Source organism: Citrifermentans bemidjiense Bem, from assembly GCF_000020725.1.
Taxonomy (GTDB): domain Bacteria; phylum Desulfobacterota; class Desulfuromonadia; order Geobacterales; family Geobacteraceae; genus Geomonas; species Geomonas bemidjiensis.
This window is the reverse complement of sequence record NC_011146.1, coordinates 2,534,955-2,556,739: the sequence shown is the minus strand read 5'-3', so window position 1 is coordinate 2,556,739 and position 21,785 is coordinate 2,534,955. Positions and strand designations below refer to the sequence as shown.

Genomic DNA, 21,785 nt, shown 5'->3' with positions numbered 1-21,785 from the left:
CTGCCCGCGGGCTCAGAAAGGAGCTACATGGACCGATCTTCCAAAAACCGCCTGACCCCGCACCTGCTGCCGCGCTTTGCCGGCGACACGCTTTTCGACCGCATAGCCCGCGCCGTTTGCCGCGCCGGATGCCTCCCCAGAAAGGAACTGTACGAGGCGTGGGAGGTGGCGCGCCGGGTGCACCGCCGCTTCCAAGGGGGGAGGGTGGTGGATCTAGCCGCGGGACACGGGCTGCTCGCCCAGATCCTGCTGATCCTCGACCGCGACCTAACGTCCGCGCTCGCCGTCGACCTCCGCATCCCGGCAAGCGCGGAGCTGTTGACCCGGGAACTCCAAGCCGACTGGCCACTCCTCTCCGGGAAACTGAGCTTTAAGGAGCAGAATCTAAACCTTCTGCCGCTTGGCCCCGAGGACCTGGTGGTCTCCGCCCACGCCTGCGGCTCTTTGACCGACCTGGTATTGGAGCGGGCGGTTGCCGCCAGGTGTCGCGTCGCCGTGCTCCCCTGTTGCCACGACTTGGACCGTGCCGACCAGGGGGGATTGCAGGGGTGGCTGGATGGGCCGCTCGCCGTCGACGTCACCCGGGCCGCTCATCTCAGGGCCCATGGGTACCGGGTCTACACCCAGACCATACCCGGCGACATCACACCGAAGAACCGCTTGCTGCTGGGGGAGCCACTTTAGAAAAATATGGCGTTAAGGATGTAGTTGACGACCGCGAGCACCAGGCCGAATAGAAGCGCCCACCAGAACCCCCTGACGGTGAAGCCGGGGACGATGGCCGCGACCAGCATTATCATCAGCGCATTGACGACCAGGGTGAACAAACCGAGCGTTAGGATGTTGATGGGCAAGGTGAGGAGCAGAAACAGGGGCCTGATCAGGATGTTGACCAGGCCCAGCACCAGCGCGGTGACGAGCGCCGCGAAAAACCCGGATAACGCCACACCTGGGAGCAGGTAAGCGGTGATGCCGATGGCCAGCGCGTTGATAAGCCACCTTAAAAGTAGTGTCATGATGATCCTCCTCTATAAATCGATCTGTTTGAGCCGAAAATTAAAACCCCGCCTAGTGTACCAAACATTGCCCCGCTACCAACAGCCCCCGCGCAGGCAACCCCTTCGTTTGATCTCCTCAAAACATTGTTCACTCTTACCGCAAACACGAACTACAAGTGCGGCCTGAATATAATGAAAAGAGAAGGTAACGCCCCCTAATTATGCCGCAACCTCTTGTCTTTACTAGATTTAACCGTTAACGCGAACCTATAAAGCAGTTGACAGTCCCCCCAATACTCTAGTATATTTCGCCGACCCACTTTATTAACCCTATGAGGTATAGATCCGCATGAAGGAAATACTTTCCGGCAACGAAGCCATTGCCAGGGGTGCTTACGAGGCAGGGGTGAAAGTTGCCTGTGCTTACCCTGGTACCCCCTCCACCGAAATACTGGAAAACACCATCCGGTACCAGGAGATCGACTCCTCCTGGGCCACCAACGAAAAGGTCGCGCTGGAAGTCGGCATCGGCGCCTCTTTCGTCGGCGCCCGCTCCCTGGTCACCATGAAGCACGTCGGCGTCAACGTAGCAGCCGATCCTCTCTTCACCCTTTCTTACACCGGCGTCAACGGTGGGCTCCTGCTGATCTGTGCCGATGACCCGGAGCTCCATTCCTCCCAGAACGAACAGGACAGCCGCAACTACGCCAAGTTCGCCAAGATCCCGATGCTGGAGCCGGCTGATTCGCAGGAATGCCTTGAGTTCACCAAGCTCGCCTACGAGATCTCGGAGCGTCACGACACCCCGGTCATGCTCCGCACCACCACCCGCATCTCGCACAGCAAGTCGGTGGTGACGCTGGGCGAGAGGGTCGCCGCCGTCGCCGAGCCGAAACTGGCGCGCAATGCCGCCAAGTTCGTCATGCTCCCGGGCAACGCCCGCGGGCGTCACTACGTCGTCGAGGACCGGATCACCACCCTCTCCAAGGAAGGGTGCTCCATGGCCATCAACAGGATGGAGCTGCGCGACAAGAAGATCGGCGTCATCACCGCCGGGATCAGCTACCAGCACGTGCGCGAGGCGCTCCCCGAGGCATCGGTGTTGAAGCTCGGCATGGTGTTCCCGCTTCCCTTCGACCTGATCCGCGAGTTCGCCTCCAAGGTGGACAAGCTCTACGTGGTCGAGGAACTCGACGCCTTCATCGAGGACCAGGTGAAAGCGATCGGCATCCCGGTGACCGGCAAGGAGATCATCTCCCTTTGCGGCGAACTGACCCCCGGCCGGGTCAGGAAAGCTTTCGGCCTCCCCGAGAACGCACAGGGGACCGTAGAGAAACTCCCGGGTCGCCCCCCCAACATGTGCCCGGGCTGTCCGCACCGCGGCGTGTTCTACACCCTGAAACAGCTGAACGCCTACGTCTCCGGCGATATCGGTTGCTACACCCTGGGCTTCATGCCGCCTCTTTCCGCCATGGACACCTGCGTCTGCATGGGCGCCTCCATCGGCATGGCGACCGGCGCCTCCAAGGTACTCTCCCCGGAGGAGAGGAAAAAGGTTGTGGCCGTGATCGGCGACTCGACCTTCCTCCACACCGGCATCAACGGCCTCATGGACATGGTCTACAACAAGGGGGCCGCGACGGTCATCATCCTGGACAACAGGATCACCGCCATGACCGGGCGCCAGGAAAATCCCGGTTCCGGCCATACCCTCATGAGCGAGCCGACCAACGCCATCGATTTCCCGATGCTTTGCCAGGCGATCGGCGTGAAGAACATCCGCACCATCAACCCGCTGGATCTGGACGAGTGCCAGAGGGTGATCTCCGAAGAGATGGAGCGCCCCGAGACCTCGGTCATCATCACCGACAAGCCGTGCGTCCTCATCAAGAAGGAAGGGGTCTTCACCCCGGGCAAGCCGCTTGCTGTCGCCGAGGATAGTTGCATTGGCTGCCGCGCCTGCCTCAAGATCGGCTGCCCGGCCATCGAGTGGGTCCCCACCAGCGGCAAGAAGGGCCAAGCCAAGATCGATCCGCTTTTGTGCAACGGTTGCGACGTCTGCAGGCAGCTGTGCAAGTTTTCTGCGATTCAGGAGGCGAAATGAGCGACAAGATAACCAACATCCTCCTGGTAGGCGTCGGCGGCCAGGGCATCCTGCTTGCCGCCGAGATCCTTTCCGAGACCTTCATGCTGGCTGGATTCGACGTCAAGAAGAGCGAGATCCACGGCATGTCCCAGAGGGGGGGCTCCGTCGTCTCCCACGTGCGCTACGGCAAAGAGGTCTTCTCCCCGATGGTCCCCGAAGGGGAGGGGGACATCCTCTTCGGATTCGAGCTGATGGAGAGCTACCGCTACCTGTCGCTCTTAAAGCCCGGCGGCACCGTCATCGTCAACGACCTCTGCATAGCTCCCCCCGCGGTGCTCTTGGGGCAGGAGCCGTACCCGGATGGCCTCGCGCTGAAGATCCAGGAGCTTTGCCCCGACTGCCTGCTGGTCGATGGGCAGAACCTCGCCATCGAGGCCGGCAACGCCCGCGCCGCGAACACCGTGCTTCTGGGTGCCGTATCCAAGCGACTCGACGTCGAGGAGAAGTACTGGCTCGAAGCGATCGAGAAGATGGTGCCCAAGAAGGCGCTGGCAGTGAACCTCAAGGCTTTCGCGCTCGGCCGTTCGCTGGGGTAAAGGCACTCACCACAGAGGAACACAGAGGTACGCAGAGGAAAAGCAAGCAGGCATTTCACAGGGATGAAGGGGATACAGGGGATAACTGCAAAAACAAAGATTTTCTTTTGTTAAACCAGAAGCTGTTATTGGTTTTATCCCTTCCATCCCTTTTATCCCTGTATAAAGCCTTTTGTTTTAACCGCTTTTCCTCAGGAACCTTGTGGTGAAGCTTTTTGGTTTGATCTAACGTTTCGGTTTTTTCAGGAGTAAGTCATGTTCTTCAACGAGGAGTTCGAGACGCTTCCCAGGGAGGCTATCGAGGCACTGCAGCTCAAAAGGCTCAAGTCGATGGTGGCGCGCGTTCAACAAAACGTCCCCTTCTACAAGGAGTCGCTGGCCAAGGCGGGAGTCAACGCCGATTCCATAAAGTCCCTGGCGGACCTGGCCCGGCTCCCCTTCACCTACAAGCAGGACATGCGCGACTCCTACCCGTACCGCCTCTTCGCGGTGCCGATGGAGGACATCGTCCGCATCCACGCCTCTTCCGGCACCACCGGCAAACCTACGGTGGTCGGCTACACCCAGAAGGACATCGACACCTGGAGCGAGCTGATGGCCCGTTCGTTTGTAGCCGCCGGGGTGCACAAGGGCGACATCATTCACAACTCTTACGGTTACGGCCTCTTCACCGGCGGCCTGGGCGCGCATTACGGCGCCGAGCGGCTCGGCGCGTCGGTCATCCCGATGTCCGGGGGTAACACCAAGAAGCAGATCATGATCATGCAGGACTTCGGTTCCACCGTCCTCACCTGCACCCCGTCCTACTCGCTCTACATGGCGGAGGCCGCCAAGGAAGAAGGGATCGACTTCCGCGACCTGAAGCTCAAGGTCGGCATCTTCGGCGCGGAGCCCTGGTCCGAGGCGATGCGCCTCGACATCGAGGAGAAGCTGAACCTCTCCGCGGTCGACATCTACGGACTCTCCGAGATCATGGGACCCGGCGTCGCCATCGAGTGCTGCGAGGCGAAAAAGGGGCTCCACGTCTGGGAGGACCACTTCATCCCCGAGATCATCAACCCCGAGACCGGCGAAGTGCTCCCAGAAGGGCAGAAGGGGGAGCTGGTCATCACCACCATCACCAAGGAAGGGATTCCGCTCATCCGCTACCGGACCCGCGACATCACCTCCATCACCTACGAGCCCTGCATCTGCGGCAGGACCCATGCCCGCATAGCCCGCATGAGCGGCAGAAGCGACGACATGCTGATCATCCGCGGCGTCAACGTCTTCCCGTCGCAGATCGAGGCGATCCTCATGGGGGTCGAAGGTGTCGAGCCGCACTACGTCCTCATCGTGGACAGGAAGGACAACCTGGACACGCTCGAAGTGCAGGTCGAGGTGGGCGAGAACATTTTCTCCGACGAGATCAAGCACCTCCAGGCGATCTCCACCAAGATCGAGAAGCAGATAAAGGAGATGCTGGGGGTCACCTGCCGCGTAAGGCTCGTGGAACCCAAAAGCATCACCCGCAGCGAAGGCAAGGCCAAGAGGGTCATCGACAACAGGAACAAAGCCTAAGGGGGATACCATGTACGTAGAACAGATCTCCATATTCATCGAAAACAAGTTCGGACGTCTGGCAGAGGTGACCCGCATCCTGGGCGATGCAGGCGTCAACATCCGCACCCTTTCCCTCGCCGACACCTCGGATTTCGGGATACTGCGCCTCATCGTCAACGACGCCGAGAAGGCGAAGTCGGTGCTGAAGGATCGCGGCTTCACGGTCAGCAAGACCGAGGTGGTAGCCGTAGAGATCCCGGACCGTCCCGGCGGGCTCGCCGACATCCTCCAGGTGCTGGACGCAGGCGGCATCAACGTCGAGTACATGTACGCCTTCGTCGAGCGCTGCGGCGAGAACGCGGTCATGATCTTCCGCTTCGACGAGACGCAGAAAGCTATCGAGGCGCTCACCGCCAAGAACTTCAACGTCCTCCCTGGCGACCGGCTGTACAGCATGTAATTGAGAAGTCCGAAAACGGCGCAGCACTGTCCAGCTCTCCCCCTCCCTTTACGGGAGGGGGGACTTTTACGGCGTAGTGCTTTTGGTAGCGGTGATCGACTGAAACATTTTTCAGGGGGGAAGATGAGAAAGATTCTGGTGGTACTCAGCATCATGATGCTTCTGTGCAGCGCCACTGCCGCACTCGCCGCGGCGCCGATCAAGATCGGCGGTCTCTTCGCCGTGACCGGTCCCGCAGCTTTCCTCGGCGAACCGGAGAAGAACACGCTGGAGCTGCTGGTTAAAGAGGCCAACGCCAAGGGCGGCATCGGCGGCTCGAAGATCGAACTGGTCATCTACGACACCGGCGGCGACGTCACCAAGGCGGTCCAGCTAGCCAACAAGCTGATCAAGAACGACAAGGTCTCCGCCATTGTCGGCCCCAGCACCACCGGCGAAACGATGGCCGTCATCCCCATCGCCGAGAAGGAGCAGATCCCGCTCGTCTCCTGCGCCGCCGGCATCAAGATCACCGACCCGGTGAAGAAATGGGTCTTCAAGACCCCGGCCAACGACCACGTCGCCGCCGAAAAGATCCTGCTCCAGGCGTCCAAACTCAAGCAAAAGAACATCGCTCTTCTCACCGTTTCCGACTCCTTCGGCTCTTCCGGTCGCGAGCAGCTGAAGCAGATGGCGGCAAAGCACGGCTTCAAGGTCGTGGCGGACGAGGTCTACGGGCCTAAAGATACCGACATGACCGCGCAGCTCACCAAGATCAAGGCAGCCAAGCCCGATGCCATCATCTGCTGGGGGACCAATCCCGGCCCGGCCATCATCACCCGCAACGTGCAGCAGTTGGGCATCAAGGCCCAGCTCTATCAAAGCCACGGCGTCGCCTCCAAGAAGTACATCGAGCTCGCCAGCGCCCAGGCCGCTCAGGGGGTCATGCTCCCTGCCGGCAAGCTCGCCGTATTCGACCTCTTGAAGAAGACCGACCCGCAGGCGAAGCTCCTCAAGGAGTACAACGACTCCTACAAGAAGGCCTACGGCATCGAGGCGTCCACCTTCGGCGGCTACGCCTACGACGGCTTCCAGTTGATCGCCGCTGCTGTGAAAAATGGGGCCGTCACCCCGGCGCAGATCCGCGACGGCATAGAGAAGGGTGGGAGCATGGTCGGGGTGTCCGGTGTCTTCAAGATGACCCCCAAAGATCATAACGGACTCGACCTCTCCGCCTTCGAGATGGTCCGCATCGATAAAGGCGACTGGGCGATCGTACGCTGATTTAATCGCGGCAATGCTGCCGCTCCTTCAAGGGGGGAATATCCGTGAGAAAACTGTTTACCACTGCTCTTGCACTATTTACCTTGCTCTGCCTTTCCACCGTGGCCTTTGCCGCCGCTCCCATTAAGATCGGCGCGCTTTTCGCCGTGACCGGCCCCGCCTCTTTCCTGGGGGAGCCTGAGCGCAACACCGCTCAGATGGTGGTCGACGAGATCAACAAGGCAGGCGGCGTAAAAGGTCGCAAGATCGAACTGATCACCTACGACACCGGTGGCGACGCCACCAAGGCCGTGCAGCTCGCCAACAAGCTGGTCAAGAACGACAATGTCGTGGCCATCATCGGTCCCAGCACCACCGGCGACAGCATGGCTATCATCCCGGTGGTCGAGAAGGCCGGGATCCCGCTCATCTCCTGCGCTGCCGGGAGCAAGATCACCGAGCCGGTGAAAAAGTGGGTTTTCAAGACCGCCCAGAACGACGGGCTCGCCGTCGCCAGGATCTATGAGCAGCTGAAAAAAGAGAAAAAGACCAAGGTGGCGATACTCACCGTCTCCGACGGCTTCGGCTCCTCCGGGCGCGAGCAGTTGAAGGCCCAGGCGAAGGTCCATGGCATCCAGATCATTTCCGACGACACCTACGGCCCGAAGGACACCGACATGACCGCGCAGCTCGCCAAGATCCGCGGCTCGCAGGCGCAGGCGGTGATCTGCTGGGGCACCAACCCCGGTCCCGCCGTGGTGGCAAGAAACGCCAAGCAGCTCGGCCTCAAAATCCCGCTCTACATGAGCCACGGCGTTTCCTCCAAGAAGTTCATCGAGCTGGCCGGGGACTCGGCAGAGGGTATCAGGCTCCCCTCCGGGAAGGTGCTGGTCGCCGACCTGCTGCCGAAAACCGACAGGCAGAAAGGGTCGCTCCTTGCCTTCATCAAGGACTACCAGAACCACTACAAGGCCGAGGGCGACCACTTCGGCGGCCACGCCTGGGACGCGGTTATGCTCCTTAAAGGTGCCATCGAGAGGGGAGGGGACACCCCCGCCGGTATCCGCAACGCTCTGGAGGCAACCCGCAACTTCGCCGGCATCGGCGGCGTTTTCAACTTCTCGCCCAGGGACCACGCAGGCCTGACGAAAGACGCCTTCACCCTGGTTGAAGTACGCAAAAAAGACTGGGTGCTGGTCAAGTAAAGAGGATTCATGGAGCTTTTAAATCAGGTATCGCAATTCGTCATATCGGGGCTCGCCACCGGCGCCATCTACGCCCTGATTGGCCTCAGCTTCGCGATCATATTCAACTCCACCGGTATCATCAACTTCGCCCAGGGTGAGTTCGTCATGCTGGGCGGAGTGCTTACCATATTCTGCATCAACGCGCTGCAACTCCCGCTTCTGGCTGCGATCTGCGCCGCCGTGGCGGGGACCACCGTCATCGGGCTTGTTTTTGAGCGGCTTGCCATCAGGCCGCTCAAAAACGCCACCCCGCTCGCGCTCATCATCATCACCATCGGCGCCAGCATCCTGATCCGCGGCGTGGTGATGCTCCTTTGGGGCAAGGACACCAAGGCGCTCCCGGCGTTTTCGGGGAACGATCCCATCTCCGTTGCGGGGGCGACCTTACTGCCGCAGCATCTCTGGATCTTCGGCGTCACCATCCTCGTCATCGTGGGCTGCCGGCTCTTCTTCCACCACACCATCAGCGGCAAAGCGATGCGCGCCTGCTCCTTCAACCCGCGCGCCGCGAACCTGGTCGGCGTCAGCGTCGGCAGGATGGTGCTTTTCTCCTTCGTCATCAGCGCGGCCGTGGGCTCTTTGGCAGGCGTCATCATCGCGCCGCTCACCATGACCGCTTACGACGTCGGCGTCATGCTGGGCTTGAAGGGGTTTTGCGCCGCCATCATGGGGGGCATGGGAAGCGGCCTGGGGACCGTTTTAGGTGGGCTCATCCTGGGGGCGCTGGAATCTTTGGGTGCCGGGCTCATCTCCTCCGGCTACAAGGACGCCATCGCCTTCTGCATCCTGCTCCTCATCCTTTTCATCCGTCCTCAGGGGCTCTTCAAAAAGGGTGAAACCGAGAGGGTGTAACAGTTGTTTTTTGGTATCGATCTTCTGCTGGATAAGGTTCAATTTTGAAATCGGACAAACTCAAATTCTTCGTTTTCTGCCTGGTGGTGCTCCTCGCCCCCTTGCCTCTCTCCGGAAGCTACCTAACCAACGTCCTCGTCTTCGTCGGGGTCAACAGCATCCTCGCGCTGGGTCTCAACCTGCTGCTGGGCTTCGCCGGGCAGATCTCGCTCGGCCAGGCGGCCTTCTTCGGCCTGGGCGCCTACGGCTCGGGCGTGCTGACCTCAGCCTATGCCTTCAACCCCTGGGTCGCCATGGTCGTGGTCGCGCTTGCGGTCGCAGCCTTCGCCTTCGCCATCGGTTTCCCGGTGCTGCGCCTCAAGGGTCACTACCTGGCCATGGCCACCCTCGGCGTCGGCGTCATCGCCAACATCGCCTTCAACGAGACGGTCGACCTGACCGGCGGCCCCTCCGGCCTATCCGGCATCCCGAATCTCGCCATCGGCTCGTTCACCTTCGACACCGACCTGAAGAACTACTACCTGGTCTGGGGCTTCGCGCTGGTGATGATCCTGCTTGCGCTGAACCTGGTTAACTCTCGCTTCGGCCGCGGGCTGCGCGCCATCCACGATTCCGAGGTCGCCGCACGGGTGATGGGGGTCAACGCCAGGCTGATGAAGGTGCAGGTTTTCACCCTTTCCGCCTTTATCTCGGCCATCGCCGGGAGCCTCTACTGCCACGTCATGACCTTCATCTCGCCCACCTCGTTCGGCTTCAACACCTCGGTGGAGCTTTTGACCATGATCGTCATCGGAGGCCTTGGGAGCGTTTACGGCTCTATCCTTGGCGCGCTGCTATTGACCATGCTGCCGGAGATACTGCGGACCTTCCAGGACTACGACATCATCGTCTACGGCTCGTTGCTTATCGTCATGACCATCTACATGCCGGGCGGGCTGGTTAAAGGCGTGCCCGCTCTCTTCAGGCGCCTCATCCCGAAGAAGGCTAAGGAGGGGGCCAATGCTTAACCTGAACGGCATAGGGAAGAGGTTCGGCGGGCTCACCGCGCTGGACGGGATCTCCTTCAACGTCGGCAAGGGGTCCATCACCGGGATCATCGGACCTAACGGCGCCGGCAAGACCACGCTTTTCAACATCGCGACCGGGATCTATCCGCCGTCATGCGGCGCGGTGCTATTGGAGGGGAAGGACATCTCCAAGCTCCCTCCAGAGGGGCGCGCCCACCTGGGCCTGGTCCGCACCTTCCAGAACATCGAGCTTTTCGGCAAGATGACCGTGCTGGAGAACGTCATGGTAGGCCTGCACACCCAGAGCAAGTCCGGGATGTTCGCCTGCGCCTTCAGGATGCCGTGGCAAATGGGGGAGGAGAAGCGGATCCGCGCCCGTGCCCAGGAGCTGCTGGAATTCGTCGGCATCCCCGAGCTGGCCGATGTCGAGGCCGGCACACTTCCCTTCGGCAAGGGGCGGCTTTTGGAGATCGCCCGCGCCATGGCGCTAGAGCCGAAGCTCCTCCTTATGGACGAGCCGGCCGCGGGGCTTAACAGCAGCGAGACCGCGGAGCTTGCCGACCTGATCAAGAGGATCCGCGATCTGGGTATCACCGTGGCGCTCGTCGAGCACGACATGGACCTGGTGATGGACATCTGCGACCAGCTCGTGGTCTTGAACCTCGGCACCATGTTGGCAGAGGGGACCCCGCGGGAGATCCAGGACAACCAGGCGGTCATCACCGCGTATCTGGGTGAGGAGTAGTAAACCAGATAAAGATAAAGATAAAGATTGAGAAAAACCGAGTCTTTATCCTCTCCCTCTGGGCTAGGGAAGATGGACAACCCGGCCTAAGGAAATGGAATAGTAATGCTCAAGATCAAGAACATAAACGCCTACTACGGCAAGGTCCACGCGCTGAAGAACGTGTCGCTGCACCTGAACCGGGGCGAAATAGTCACCCTCATCGGCGCGAACGGCGCCGGCAAGACCACGCTCCTCAACACCTTGTCCGCCATGATCCCGACCGCCAGCGGCGAGATCATGCTGGAAGGAAAGAACATCGCCGGGCTCGCTGCCGACCGTGTCGTGTCGCTGGGGCTCTCGCAGGTTCCCGAGGGGCGGCAGGTTTTCAACCCGCTCACCGTCGAAGAGAACCTGGAGCTTGGCGCCTATCTGCGTTACCGCATGGGGGGGCAGAGACAGGAGATTTCGGAGGACCTGGAGCGGATGTTCCAGATGTTCCCGCGACTCAAGGAGCGCAGGCGGCAGGCCGCCGGCACCTTATCCGGCGGTGAGCAGCAGATGCTTGCCATAGGCCGGGCGCTCATGGCGCGCCCGAAGCTGTTGCTATTGGACGAGCCCTCCATGGGGCTAGCGCCGCTGGTGGTGCAGGACATCTTCAAGGTCATCCGGATGTTGCGGGAAGAAGAGGGGACCTCCATCCTGCTGGTGGAGCAGAATGCCCGCGCCGCGCTTAAAGTTGCCGACCGCGGCTACGTGCTGGAGACCGGCAAAGTGATTCTCGAAGGAAAGGCCACCGAGCTTCTGGAAAACAAAGACGTGCAGCGCGCCTACCTGGGTCGGGACAAGAAGGAAATTTGGGAACGATGAACAACTTCAATTGACAATTGACAATTGACAACGCAAAACCCACTTTCCAACTTCTGCACGCTGCCATGTACTAGCTGTTATTTAACACTGCCTTAACTGTCAATTTTTCAAGTATCCATGGAATTGATTCATTCGGGTTTAATCGTCAATTGTCAATTGTCAATTATCAATTGGTTCTAGACGTTGGTTTTAGACGTCAACTGGTTTAAAGAGAGGGTTTATGTCAATTTGGGATCCGGATTACGAATGCATGCCGCGCGAGGAGATGGAGCAACTCCAGTTGGAGCGCCTCCAGGCTACCCTCAACCGCGTGTACAAAAACGTCACCTGCTACCGGAACAAGTTCAAGGAACTGGGAATTGTCCCCGAGGATGTCACATCCCTCGCCGACCTCTCGAAGCTTCCCTTCACCACGAAAGAGGACCTGCGCCTCAACTATCCCTACGGCATGTTCGCGGTGCCGCTTCGGGAGGTGGTGCGCATCCACTCCTCCAGCGGCACCACCGGCAAGCCCACCGTCGTCGGCTACACCAAGCAGGACGTGAAGGTCTGGTCCAACCTGGTGGCGCGCTTCATGACCGCTGCCGGCGTCAACCACGACGACGTGGTGCAGATCGCCTTCGGCTACGGCCTCTTCACCGGAGCTTTCGGCCTCCATTACGGCTCGGAGATGATCGGTGCCTCGGTCATCCCGATGGGCGCCGGGAACACCGAAAAGCAGATCATGATCATGCAGGACTACCGCACCACCGCCCTGGTCTCGACGCCTAGCTACGCGGTCACCATAGCCGAGCGCATGGAGAAGATGGGGATCGACCCCAAGAGCCTCTGCCTCAAAGTGGGGCTTTTCGGCGGCGAGCCGTGGTCCGAGGCGATGCGCCGCGAGATCGAGAGCAGGCTCGGCATCTCGGCCACGGACAACTACGGGCTTTCCGAGGTGATCGGACCGGGCGTCGCCGGCGAATGCCAGTGCAAGTGCGGCATGCATATCTCTGAGGACGCCTTCTTGGCCGAGATCATCGACCCGGATACCGGCAAGACGCTCCCGCCGGGAAGCATCGGCGAACTGGTACTCACCTCGCTCACCAAGGAAGCGTTCCCGATGGTCCGCTACCGCACCCGCGACATCACCTCGCTCGACTACACAAAGTGCGACTGCGGCAGGACCACGGTGCGCATGAAGAAGACCATGGGGCGCTCCGACGACATGCTGATCATCAAGGGCGTGAACGTCTACCCGTCCCAGATCGAGGACGTCCTCTTCGCCGTCGACGGGTGCCAGCCGCACTACCAACTGGTGGTCGACCGCAAGGGAGCGCTGGATACCCTGGAGATCAGGATAGAGGTGACCGAAAACATCTTCTTCGACGAGATGAAGCTGCAGAAGGCTTTCCTCGACAACGTGGAGCGCCGCATTGACTCAGTGCTAGGGGTTGGTGCCGTCGTAAAACTGGTTGAGCCGAACAGCATCCCGAGGGCCGAAGGTAAAGCCTCCAGAGTAATTGACAACAGAAAAATCTAGACTAGCATTGGTTCCACCTTTCCTGACAGATCAGCTCAGTCAGGAGAGGATGAATACTCAAAGGGCATAGCCCTCACAAGGAGGAATCATATGAAGAAGTTGGTTATTGTCTCGGTATCGGTACTGTCCCTGGCTGTGATGGCCGCTCCTGGAATCTGTGCGGCGAAGAAAGCCGAGAAGACCGATGCCAAGGCGAAATTCGACCAGCACTGCGTCGCCTGTCACCCCAAAGGGGGCAACATCATCAGGCCTGACAAGACGCTCAGCAAGAAATCGCTGGCGGGCCACGGCATCAAGAGCGAAAAAGACATCGTCGCCAAGATGCGCAACCCCGGCGCGGGCATGACCAAGTTCGACGCGAAAGCAGTGCCCGATGCAGAGGCCACCGCCATCGCGAAGTACATCTTGACCACGTTCAAGTAGACCCAAACCACAAACACAATTTAAAAAGCACCTGCGGGCTCTGTCCTCAGGTGCTTTTTTGCGTCCGGCTACTGCCCGTAAGGGACTAGTTGTTTGTTCTGCTCCCCCTCCCGCAAGGGGCGGGGGAACCGTGCTCCAAGACCTGCCTAATTCTCGTTCCCAAGGTCCACTTTGGGAACGAAAGGCGACCGGAAGCTCCGCTTCCCCTTGGCACTATCCACCGCAGGAAAACGGCTGTTCTGGCAGCCAAAATCCAATGAGAAAGGGAGGACGGCGCTCTAACCAAACTTGCCTGGTCTAATTGACTTTTATCTACAGGATGTTAAACACCACTAATGTTTTTCACCCCAGATTAAGAAGGAGCGTGCCCATGTCAAAGAAATGGTCGCTGCTTAAATGGCCGGCTCTCCGGCAGATAGCCGAACTGGATCCTTTGGGCCTGGGAGAGTCGGCCATGTCGGAAAGAACCCGCGCGCTCAAGCCGCGCACGGCTGACGCCGACAGGGTAGTCGATTCGGTCTGCCCGTACTGCGGCGTCGGCTGCGGCCAGAAGGTCTACGTCAAAGACGGCAAGATCATGGACATCGAGGGTGACTACGATTCCCCCATCTCGTTAGGCGCTCTCTGCCCCAAGGGGTCGGCCAGCTCTCAACTGGTAGCCGGCACCCACAGAGTCAAGAAAGTCCTGTATCGCCGCCCGTATGGCACCCAATGGGAGGAGCTGCCGCTGCAAAAGGCGATGGAGATGGTCGCCGACCGTGTGAAAAAGACGCGGGACGAAACGTGGGAGGAGCAGAATAAGGACGGGCACCCGTTAAGGCGCACGCTGGGTATCGCGCACCTTGGCGGCGCCACCCTCGACAACGAGGAGAACTACCTGATCAAGAAGCTGTTCTGCTCGCTGGGGATGGTCCAGGTCGAGAACCAGGCCCGAATATGACATTCCTCCACGGTCCCCGGTCTGGGGATCTCTTTCGGCAGGGGAGGCGCCACCACCTTCCAGCAGGATCTGCAACATGCAGACTGCATCCTGATCCAAGGTTCCAACATGGCTGAATGCCACCCCGTCGGCTTCCGCTGGGTCATGGAAGCCAAACGCAGAGGGGCCACCATCATCCACATCGACCCGCGCTTCACCCGCACCAGCGCCGTCGCCGACATCCACATCCCGATCCGCGCCGGGAGCGACATCGCCTTCCTGGGCGCACTCGTCAACTACATCATCAGCAACGATCTCTGGTTCAAGGATTACGTCGTCAATTACACCAACGCGGCCGCGCTCATCTCCAAGGACTACCAGGACACCGAGGACCTGGACGGCCTGTTTAGCGGCTGGGACTCGGAAAAAGGGCAGTACGACCCGGCCTCATGGCAGTACGAGGGGGTCGAGGTGTCGCCGGCAGCCGGGCACAGGGAGATGTTCAGCGGGGAGCCGCGTGCGGAGCGCGGCGCCATCATAGCCGCGGAAAAGCACGACTACACCCTGACCGACCCCAAATGCGTCTTCCAGATCATAAAAAGGCACTTCTCGCGTTATACCGCCGAGGTGGTCGAGGAGGCGTGCGGCATTCCCAGGGTGCTTTTCGAGAAAGTCGCCCAAGCCCTTTGCGACAACTCCGGGCGGGAAAGGACCAGCGCCTTTTGCTACGCCGTCGGCTGGACCCAGCATACGGTCGGTGTCCAGTACATCCGCACCGCGGCCATCATCCAACTCCTCTTGGGAAACATCGGCCGTCCCGGCGGCGGCATCATGGCGCTCAGGGGACACGCCTCCATTCAAGGCTCCACGGACATCCCCACCCTTTACAACATGCTTCCCGGCTACCTCCCCATGCCGAAAGCGACCTACGACACCGACCTTAAGAAATACATCGAATTCAACGAATCGGCCTCGGGGTGGTGGAGCGAATTCCCAAAGTACATGGTCTCCTTGCTCAAGGCCTGGTACGGACCCGCGGCCACGGCTGAAAACCAGTGGTGCTACGACTATCTGCCGCACATAACCGGCGACCATTCCCACATGGTCACCGTCGCCGCCATGGCCGACGGCATGGTGCAGGGGTATTTCGTGATGGGAGAGAACCCGGCGGTCGGTTCCATGAACACGGCGCTGCAGCGCAAGGGTCTGCGGAATTTGAAATGGCTGGTGGTGAACGATTTCGCCCCGACCGAGACGGCCGAGTTCTGGCGTGAGGCACCGGAAATTGCCTCTGGAGAGATCAAGACAACCGACATCGCCACCGAGGTCTTCTTCTTCCCCTGCGCGGCCCATACCGAGAAGGAAGGGACCTTCACCAACACGCAACGGCTGCTGCAGTGGCGGCACAAGGCGGTGGAGCCGCCGGGGGATTGCCGCTCCGATCTGCACTTCATCTGGCACCTGGGGCGGCGGCTCAAGGAGCTCTACCGCGACTCTCCCGACTCCAAGGACCGCGCCATTCGCGACCTCACCTGGGATTACGGGAGCAAGGGGGCGATAGAAGAGCCGGAGGCCGAAAGGGTGCTGGCGGAGATCAACGGCTACGATTCCAGCGAACAGAAATACATCTCCGGCTACAAGGAGCTGAAAAGCGACGGCACCACTATCTGCGGCTGCTGGATCTACTGCGGCTGTTACAAAGACGGCGTGAATCAGCCGGCCCGGCGCAAGCCGGCGAGCGAACAGAACTGGGTCGCGCAGGAGTGGGGATGGGCCTGGCCCGACAACCGGCGCCTCCTCTACAACAGGGCTTCCGCCGACCTGGAAGGGAAACCGTGGTCGGAGCGCAAGAAGTACGTCTGGTGGGACGAGGAGCAAAAGAAGTGGACCGGCTACGACACCCCTGACTTCATCGTCAACCGCCCGCCCGACTACCGCCCAGGTCCCGACGCCAAGGGGATAGACACCCTCTCCGGGATAGATCCCTTCATCATGCAGGCGGAAGGGAAGGGATGGCTCTACGACCCGAGCGGCCTTCTGGACGGCCCGCTCCCGACCCATTACGAGCCCGAAGAATCCGTGCTCAAAAACCCGCTTTACAGCCAGCAATGCAACCCCGCGCGCATGGAATGGGTGCGGCGCGACAACCCCTATCACAAGGCATGGGGAGACTCGCGCTATCCCTTCATCGCCACGACCTACCGGCTCACCGAGCACCACACCGCAGGAGGGATGAGCCGCTGGCTCCCCTGGCTTTGCGAGCTGCAGCCCGAGATGTTCATCGAAGTCTCTCCGGAACTGGCCGAACTGAGGGGGCTCAAAAACGGTGGCTGGGCCACGATCAGCACCATGCGGGGGGAAATCGAGGCACGGGTGCTGGTGACCGAACGGATGCAACCCTACGTGCAGAACGGCACCACGCTGCATACGGTGGGAATCCCCTATCACTGGAGCTACGTCGGGCGCTCCAGGGGAGACGCCGCCAACGAACTCACCGCCTTCATCGCCGACCCCAACGTCAGCATAGAGGAGTCGAAGGCTTTCTCGGTACAGGTCATCGCCGGCCGCAAACGAAGCGATAGACGTGCCGCGGCCGGTGGCCCCCTTAACGAGCCGGACTCGGACGGCCCCAAACGCGACCAACCCCCGGTTCAGGATAAACCCGAAGGAAGGCACGGCCTTAAGGCAGGAAAAACCGAATTGACGGAGGAGGCCTGACATGACAGCTACCGGTTTCTTCACCGATACGAGTGTCTGCATCGGCTGCAAGGCCTGCGAGGTCGCCTGCAAGCAGTGGAACCAGCTCCCAGCGGACGGCAACTTCTTCAGCGGGCGATCCTACGACAACACCATCCACCTTGAAGCCACCACCTGGCGGCATGTGGCCTTCGTGGAGCGCTCCCTGCAGTTAAGCGGCCAGATAACGGCGCGCCCCTTCTCCTGGCTGCTCATGTCCGACGTCTGCAAGCACTGCGAACGCGCCGGATGCCTGGAGGCCTGCCCGACTGGCGCCATCGTCCGCACCGAGTTCGAGAGCGTGTACGTGCAACCCGACGTCTGCAACGGCTGCGGCTACTGCGTGGTCTGCTGCCCCTTCGGGGTGATCAACCGCCGCGAGGACGACGGCCGCGCCTGGAAATGCACCTTGTGCTACGACCGCCAGAAAGCCGGAGGGGAGCCCGCCTGCGCCAAGGCCTGTCCCACCGATTCCATCACCTTCGGAAAACTCGACGAACTGCGAGAGATAGCCCGCAAACGCCTGGAGCTGCTGCATAGCCGCGGGGTCCACGAGGCGTACCTTTACGGGATGACGGACGACGACCAGCCCGGCACCGAGGGGCTGCACGCCTTTTTCCTGCTGCTGGATCGTCCCGAGGCGTACAACCTCCCTCCCAAACCGACCGTGCCGACCAAGGGAGTAGGGGCTTCGTGGGGGACGATGGGTGTGGCGGCGGCAGGCATGGTCGCTGCCGCGGTGGCTGCGGTTCGATTCGTGGAAGGAGGGAAAAAATGAGCCAAGCTCTGACCAGTGGCTTGAAGATCGGAAGGGAGATGGACCCGGATTTGGCGATGCTCACGGGGGAGGGGGCGCAGCAGCGGGTAAAGCAGGCGGAACCGGACGCGGGGTCCATTGTCCCATTGTGGCGGCAGGTTTCCTCGCGACCGGCCGAGAGCCCTCCCGACTACTACCGTCTCCCGCTTCTGAAGGAGCCGGTCTGGATCTGGTCGGTTCCGGCGTACTTCTATCTGGGAGGCGTCGCCGGAGGCTGCGCGGTCCTGGCAGCGGCGCTCCCGGGGAAGCGCAGGTTCGACGCTTTGGCCTCCTGGTGTCGCCTGCTCGCCTGCGCCGGTGTGACCGTCGGCCCGGCGCTTTTGACCTGGGACCTGGGAAAGATGACCCGCTTTCTGAACATGCTGCGCGTCTTTCGTCCCTCCTCCCCCATGAGCGTCGGTTCCTGGTCCCTGGCGGGAACCGGGATGTTGGCGACTCTGTCGCTGCTCTTAGGCAAGAAGGCGCCGAGCTCGGTGCGTTACGGAACCGCCTTTGGCGGTGTCATGGTCGCAGGCTACACCGGGGTGCTCTTGGGCAACACGGCGAACCCTCTTTGGCTGGAAAAGCGCCGCCTGCTCCCCCCGCTTTTCATCGCCTCCGCAATAGCTAGCACCGCCGGCGCCTTGGAGTTGCGCCCCTTGAACCAGCACGAGGAAAAGGTGGTGCAGCGTTTCGGCATGGTAGGCAAGGTTGGGGAAGCAGCCGCCATGGTGGCCATGGAACGGCGTACTCCGACGAACAAGGAGGCGGTCTACGGCGTCGAAAAGGGGAGGGGAGGGCTACTTTGGAACGCGGCGAAAGTGGCGCTGGTGGCAGGTGTGGTGCTGGACCTCATCCCTGCCAAGTCCACTGCCCGAAGGAAAGCTAGCGGCGTCCTCACCACGCTCGGTGCTATCTGTCTCAGGTATGCGCTGCTGGAAACCGGGAAGGATGCGGCGCGGGAGCCTCAGGCGGTAATCGGGCCGCAAAGAAGAAGAATGCAGGGGGGAGGGTGAATCGCCAGGGGCCCTGTCTCCCCCTCCCTTGACGGGAGGGGGCCGGGGGGGAGGGTGAAGCTTCCATCTGCGCTACCGTGGCATCTACCCCCACCCCCTAGCCCCCTCCCGCAAGGGGAGGGGGAACTTAGCCGCCAGTCGCTACAGCGTCTGTGTCACATTGGATACGGTAATCTCCAGCACACCTCTGGCCCAGGGGAAGGTGCTCTTGGTGGTCTCGAAAACCGGGCCGGAAGTTATGAACCGTGCGTTCCCTTCGACCAGGAACCCGGTTCCGGGGCCGTGCGCCCCCTGCACCTCGCGGCTCCCCAGGGTCAGCAGCACCTTCGGGTTGCGGACCACGTTCTTTTCGGTCACATGCATGTATCCCGCGGGAATCAGCAGTCTCCCGTCGGCGTCTATCGCCAGGTAGCTGTTCCAGGTATTTACCAGATGCGGCCCGTCTTCGCCTTGCGTCGCAATGGCGACCACACCTTCATGCTTCATCACTTCTTTCATCTTGTCAGGGATCATCTGCATAACCTCCAGTTTTTATAGTTGTTGCTGCAGTTACCACTGCCTCAGTTCGATCGGCAGCCCGTCCGGATCGTGGATTTCCGCTTTCTTCGATGGCCCCAGCGTAACCGGCCCCCAGGTCGGCTCGATCCCTTTTCCAGCCAGGTATAACAGCGCCAGGTCCATGTCTCCAACCTCCAGCGCCATCATCCGGTACCCAGTGCTCCAAGGCTCCGGGGCCGAAAGGGTGGGGTCCTTCACTCTCATCAATTCCAGCACTGTGTCACCCAGCGCGAGATAAGCTATCTCTTCCAGGGGCGGAGCAGACACAGTCATGCGCTGCTTCATGGTGAAACCCAAAGTTTCTGTGTAAAATGAGATGGACTGCTCAAAGTCGCGTGGAATGATCTCTACGTGGTCTATTCGCTTAAACATCAGCACACCTCCTTACTGTCATATCTGCGTATCTACTTACCGCCATACCTTTCGTTATTTTCCTTTTTAACTAGCTGACGTCTCCGCCTTCGGTGCCTTCTCAGGTACCCGCATCCACTGTGCCGCGATCAGGGAAATCACACCCAGTACGGTGCCTCCGATGAATGGGATGCGGTAGTCCAACATCCAGAAGTAACCGCCCAGGGCGGGGAGGAAAACGGCGGCTATGTGATTGATGGTGAAACCTACAGACATGGATGAGGATATGTCGGCAGGGTCTGCCACCTTCTGAAAGTAGGTCCGGATCGAAACCTCGAAATTGTAGAGGATGTTGTCCAGTATGTACATGAACATGACCAGATATTTCGAGGTGCTGAAGGCATAGACCAGGAAGATGACGATGACACCGGCGTATTCGCAGGAGGAGATGAATCGTTCGCCGAAACGGTTGATCGCCTTTCCTATCAAAGAGTTGAGGATATAGGCGACGATGTTGTTCACGATGAAAAGGATGGTCATCTCCCGCACCGTGAAATGGAACACCTGCACCAATAGCAGTATCGAGAAGACTACGAAGATCTGCCGCCTGGCCCCGGAGAGAAGGGTCAGGATGTAAAAGAGCGAATACCTGCGCCGCAGTATCATCTTCTTGCGCTGGGGCACGATCCCTGAGTGGGTGGGGTTCTGGCAAAGTCCCCAAAGGCCTGCGATGACCACCACCGCGCCGATAGCCAGATACATTCCCCGGTACTGCACCACTGAACTCAGGCAGTAGACCATGATACCCGCTACCACGCTGGAAACCGCTGCCAGCGCTCGGAGGCGTCCAAAGACAATGGGGGACACGGCGGTGGAAAAGTACTGCAGCGTGAGCGACTGGTTCGTCGACTCGTAGTAGTGAAAACCGAAGCTCATCACTACCGTGGTGAAGATCACCCAGCCGTAGGACGGAATGAGCGCGGTGATACCGGTACCGAGCCCCAAGAGCAGCACCGAGAGCGCGGCCAGTTTGTGCTCGCGCATGAACATTAGCACGAAGACCACCAGCAGCGTCAGTAGCCCCGGAATTTCCCGCACCGACTGCGTCATGCCGACCTGGCTACCGTCCAGGTGCACCATCTCGGCTGCAAAGTTGTTGAAAAGAATGGTGTAACCCTGCAGCCCGATCGTCGAAGCCGCGGTGAGGATGATCAGGAAGCGCAGCATCGGACGCTGCTCGGAAGTGAGCAGCCCCTCGTCGATCTTCCCCAGTAGACGCTTCATGTAACTCTCCATCGTTTGCTGTGTGACAATCCGGCGTTGCCCACGATTCGGGGGCTCCTGGTTCCCAAGCTCCAGCTTGGGAACCCAATGCGGCGCAAAGCTCCTGCTTTGCATCCTGAAGTTAGAGCTTCAGCAGTCTGCGTTCCCAAGGTGGACCTTGGGAACGAGATCAAACCAAATCTTGCTTGACGGTAATACCATTTAACCGTTCCATCTGTACATAGCTTTCCAAGTAGAGCTTTATCATTTGCATCTGCTTGACAACAATGTCTCTCCAGCTACTTTATATGGATGTTTTTACTCCCTGAACAACTACAGGGGGATGACTTTTATCAATTAACAGGAGAAGGAGGGAGAATTATGAAGAAATATCGTTGCACTGTATGCGGTTACATCTACGACCCCGAGACTGGTGACTTGGACAGCGGCGTGCAGCCGGGTACTGCCTTTGAAGACATCCCCGAGGACTGGGTCTGCCCTCTGTGCGGGGCCGAGAAGAGCTTGTTCGAAGAGATGTGATACAGCAAGGAACGGGCTGCCTTCAGCTTCGACGCTG

The 21,785-nt window shown here is 60.2% G+C and carries 21 protein-coding genes; 17 read left to right on the top strand and 4 right to left on the bottom strand.

The genetic code is table 11. The features are described from left to right. Window positions 1-27 precede the first annotated feature (27 nt). Window positions 28-684 carry a methyltransferase gene (locus GBEM_RS10995; protein ID WP_012530629.1) on the top strand — a complete coding sequence of 219 codons (657 nt, stop codon included), beginning with the start codon at window positions 28-30 and terminating at the stop codon, window positions 682-684. Here GBEM_RS10995 and GBEM_RS10990 read toward each other — a convergent pair. Then, window positions 681-1,016, bottom strand: a complete 336-nt coding sequence (locus tag GBEM_RS10990) for a phage holin family protein (RefSeq protein WP_012530628.1) — start codon at window positions 1,014-1,016, stop codon at window positions 681-683. The genes GBEM_RS10995 and GBEM_RS10990 overlap by 4 nt on opposite strands. 331 nt (window positions 1,017-1,347) lie before the next feature. Here GBEM_RS10990 and iorA point away from each other — a divergent pair, with 331 nt between their 5' ends. The 15 genes from iorA to nrfD all read left to right on the top strand — a co-directional run bounded on the left by iorA (window position 1,348) and on the right by nrfD (window position 19,036). Beyond that, a complete protein-coding gene (gene iorA / locus GBEM_RS10985) occupies window positions 1,348-3,102 on the top strand; it encodes an indolepyruvate ferredoxin oxidoreductase subunit alpha (protein ID WP_012530627.1) in 1,755 nt (584 codons plus the stop codon). Beyond that, a complete protein-coding gene (locus GBEM_RS10980; RefSeq protein WP_012530626.1) occupies window positions 3,099-3,680 on the top strand; it encodes an indolepyruvate oxidoreductase subunit beta in 582 nt (193 codons plus the stop codon). Before iorA ends, GBEM_RS10980 begins: the two co-directional genes overlap by 4 nt. 255 nt (window positions 3,681-3,935) lie before the next feature. Further along, complete coding sequence (locus GBEM_RS10975; protein ID WP_012530625.1) at window positions 3,936-5,240, top strand: phenylacetate--CoA ligase family protein; 1,305 nt, start codon at window positions 3,936-3,938, stop codon at window positions 5,238-5,240. A gap of 10 nt (window positions 5,241-5,250) precedes the next feature. Further along, window positions 5,251-5,682, top strand: coding sequence for an ACT domain-containing protein (locus GBEM_RS10970; protein WP_012530624.1), 432 nt, complete (start codon window positions 5,251-5,253; stop codon window positions 5,680-5,682). Window positions 5,683-5,805: 123 nt separating this feature from the next. Continuing rightward, entirely contained in the window at window positions 5,806-6,945 is a 1,140-nt protein-coding gene (locus tag GBEM_RS10965) for an ABC transporter substrate-binding protein (RefSeq protein ID WP_012530623.1), read from the top strand. 44 nt (window positions 6,946-6,989) lie between these two features. Continuing rightward, entirely contained in the window at window positions 6,990-8,129 is a 1,140-nt protein-coding gene (locus GBEM_RS10960; RefSeq protein ID WP_012530622.1) for an ABC transporter substrate-binding protein, read from the top strand. 9 nt (window positions 8,130-8,138) lie between these two features. Further along, a complete protein-coding gene (locus GBEM_RS10955; RefSeq protein WP_012530621.1) occupies window positions 8,139-9,023 on the top strand; it encodes a branched-chain amino acid ABC transporter permease in 885 nt (294 codons plus the stop codon). 44 nt (window positions 9,024-9,067) lie between these two features. Next, window positions 9,068-10,030, top strand: a complete 963-nt coding sequence (locus GBEM_RS10950; RefSeq protein ID WP_012530620.1) for a branched-chain amino acid ABC transporter permease — start codon at window positions 9,068-9,070, stop codon at window positions 10,028-10,030. After that, entirely contained in the window at window positions 10,023-10,775 is a 753-nt protein-coding gene (locus GBEM_RS10945; protein ID WP_012530619.1) for an ABC transporter ATP-binding protein, read from the top strand. The genes GBEM_RS10950 and GBEM_RS10945 overlap by 8 nt, the downstream gene beginning before the upstream one ends. Window positions 10,776-10,880: 105 nt before the next feature. Then, complete coding sequence (locus GBEM_RS10940; protein ID WP_012530618.1) at window positions 10,881-11,624, top strand: ABC transporter ATP-binding protein; 744 nt, start codon at window positions 10,881-10,883, stop codon at window positions 11,622-11,624. A gap of 220 nt (window positions 11,625-11,844) precedes the next feature. After that, window positions 11,845-13,146 carry a phenylacetate--CoA ligase family protein gene (locus tag GBEM_RS10935; RefSeq protein WP_012530617.1) on the top strand — a complete coding sequence of 434 codons (1,302 nt, stop codon included), beginning with the start codon at window positions 11,845-11,847 and terminating at the stop codon, window positions 13,144-13,146. Between the two features lie 90 nt (window positions 13,147-13,236). Next, window positions 13,237-13,569, top strand: coding sequence for a c-type cytochrome (locus tag GBEM_RS10930; protein ID WP_012530616.1), 333 nt, complete (start codon window positions 13,237-13,239; stop codon window positions 13,567-13,569). Window positions 13,570-13,939: 370 nt separating this feature from the next. Continuing rightward, the gene (fdh, locus tag GBEM_RS10920) at window positions 13,940-17,206 is read left to right on the top strand and encodes a formate dehydrogenase (RefSeq protein WP_012530615.1); all 3,267 of its coding nucleotides are present in this window, start codon (window positions 13,940-13,942) and stop codon (window positions 17,204-17,206) included. Window position 17,207: 1 nt separating this feature from the next. Continuing rightward, window positions 17,208-18,002: a 4Fe-4S dicluster domain-containing protein gene (locus GBEM_RS10915; RefSeq protein WP_012530614.1), complete on the top strand. Its 795-nt coding sequence runs from the start codon at window positions 17,208-17,210 to the stop codon at window positions 18,000-18,002. Continuing rightward, window positions 17,999-19,036 (top strand): NrfD/PsrC family molybdoenzyme membrane anchor subunit, encoded by a 1,038-nt coding sequence (gene nrfD / locus GBEM_RS10910; protein ID WP_012530613.1) that lies wholly within the window; start codon window positions 17,999-18,001, stop codon window positions 19,034-19,036. Before GBEM_RS10915 ends, nrfD begins: the two co-directional genes overlap by 4 nt. 141 nt (window positions 19,037-19,177) lie before the next feature. Here the strand turns inward: nrfD and GBEM_RS10905 are convergent, their stop codons facing one another. The 3 genes from GBEM_RS10905 to GBEM_RS10895 all read right to left on the bottom strand — a co-directional run bounded on the left by GBEM_RS10905 (window position 19,178) and on the right by GBEM_RS10895 (window position 21,229). Continuing rightward, window positions 19,178-19,549: a pyridoxamine 5'-phosphate oxidase family protein gene (locus tag GBEM_RS10905; RefSeq protein WP_012530612.1), complete on the bottom strand. Its 372-nt coding sequence runs from the start codon at window positions 19,547-19,549 to the stop codon at window positions 19,178-19,180. A 36-nt stretch (window positions 19,550-19,585) separates the two neighbouring features. Further along, entirely contained in the window at window positions 19,586-19,966 is a 381-nt protein-coding gene (locus GBEM_RS10900; RefSeq protein WP_012530611.1) for a VOC family protein, read from the bottom strand. A gap of 66 nt (window positions 19,967-20,032) precedes the next feature. Further along, window positions 20,033-21,229 carry an MFS transporter gene (locus GBEM_RS10895; protein ID WP_012530610.1) on the bottom strand — a complete coding sequence of 399 codons (1,197 nt, stop codon included), beginning with the start codon at window positions 21,227-21,229 and terminating at the stop codon, window positions 20,033-20,035. Between the two features lie 360 nt (window positions 21,230-21,589). Between GBEM_RS10895 and rd the strand changes: the two genes are divergently transcribed. Further along, window positions 21,590-21,748 (top strand): rubredoxin, encoded by a 159-nt coding sequence (rd, locus tag GBEM_RS10890; protein WP_012530609.1) that lies wholly within the window; start codon window positions 21,590-21,592, stop codon window positions 21,746-21,748. The last annotated feature ends 37 nt before the right edge of the window (window positions 21,749-21,785 follow it).

Excerpts from the sequence above, each read along its gene's own strand:
- GBEM_RS10995 (WP_012530629.1), top strand. The coding sequence starts at position 28 with ATGGACCGATCTTCCAAAAACCGCCTGACCCCGCACCTGCTGCCGCGC.
- GBEM_RS10990 (WP_012530628.1), bottom strand. The coding sequence starts at position 1,016 with ATGACACTACTTTTAAGGTGGCTTATCAACGCGCTGGCCATCGGCATC.
- iorA (WP_012530627.1), top strand. The coding sequence starts at position 1,348 with ATGAAGGAAATACTTTCCGGCAACGAAGCCATTGCCAGGGGTGCTTAC.
- GBEM_RS10980 (WP_012530626.1), top strand. The coding sequence starts at position 3,099 with ATGAGCGACAAGATAACCAACATCCTCCTGGTAGGCGTCGGCGGCCAG.
- GBEM_RS10975 (WP_012530625.1), top strand. The coding sequence starts at position 3,936 with ATGTTCTTCAACGAGGAGTTCGAGACGCTTCCCAGGGAGGCTATCGAG.
- GBEM_RS10970 (WP_012530624.1), top strand. The coding sequence starts at position 5,251 with ATGTACGTAGAACAGATCTCCATATTCATCGAAAACAAGTTCGGACGT.
- GBEM_RS10965 (WP_012530623.1), top strand. The coding sequence starts at position 5,806 with ATGAGAAAGATTCTGGTGGTACTCAGCATCATGATGCTTCTGTGCAGC.
- GBEM_RS10955 (WP_012530621.1), top strand. The coding sequence starts at position 8,139 with ATGGAGCTTTTAAATCAGGTATCGCAATTCGTCATATCGGGGCTCGCC.
- GBEM_RS10945 (WP_012530619.1), top strand. The coding sequence starts at position 10,023 with ATGCTTAACCTGAACGGCATAGGGAAGAGGTTCGGCGGGCTCACCGCG.
- GBEM_RS10940 (WP_012530618.1), top strand. The coding sequence starts at position 10,881 with ATGCTCAAGATCAAGAACATAAACGCCTACTACGGCAAGGTCCACGCG.
- GBEM_RS10935 (WP_012530617.1), top strand. The coding sequence starts at position 11,845 with ATGTCAATTTGGGATCCGGATTACGAATGCATGCCGCGCGAGGAGATG.
- GBEM_RS10930 (WP_012530616.1), top strand. The coding sequence starts at position 13,237 with ATGAAGAAGTTGGTTATTGTCTCGGTATCGGTACTGTCCCTGGCTGTG.
- GBEM_RS10915 (WP_012530614.1), top strand. The coding sequence starts at position 17,208 with ATGACAGCTACCGGTTTCTTCACCGATACGAGTGTCTGCATCGGCTGC.
- nrfD (WP_012530613.1), top strand. The coding sequence starts at position 17,999 with ATGAGCCAAGCTCTGACCAGTGGCTTGAAGATCGGAAGGGAGATGGAC.
- GBEM_RS10905 (WP_012530612.1), bottom strand. The coding sequence starts at position 19,549 with ATGATCCCTGACAAGATGAAAGAAGTGATGAAGCATGAAGGTGTGGTC.
- GBEM_RS10900 (WP_012530611.1), bottom strand. The coding sequence starts at position 19,966 with ATGTTTAAGCGAATAGACCACGTAGAGATCATTCCACGCGACTTTGAG.
- GBEM_RS10895 (WP_012530610.1), bottom strand. The coding sequence starts at position 21,229 with ATGAAGCGTCTACTGGGGAAGATCGACGAGGGGCTGCTCACTTCCGAG.
- rd (WP_012530609.1), top strand. The coding sequence starts at position 21,590 with ATGAAGAAATATCGTTGCACTGTATGCGGTTACATCTACGACCCCGAG.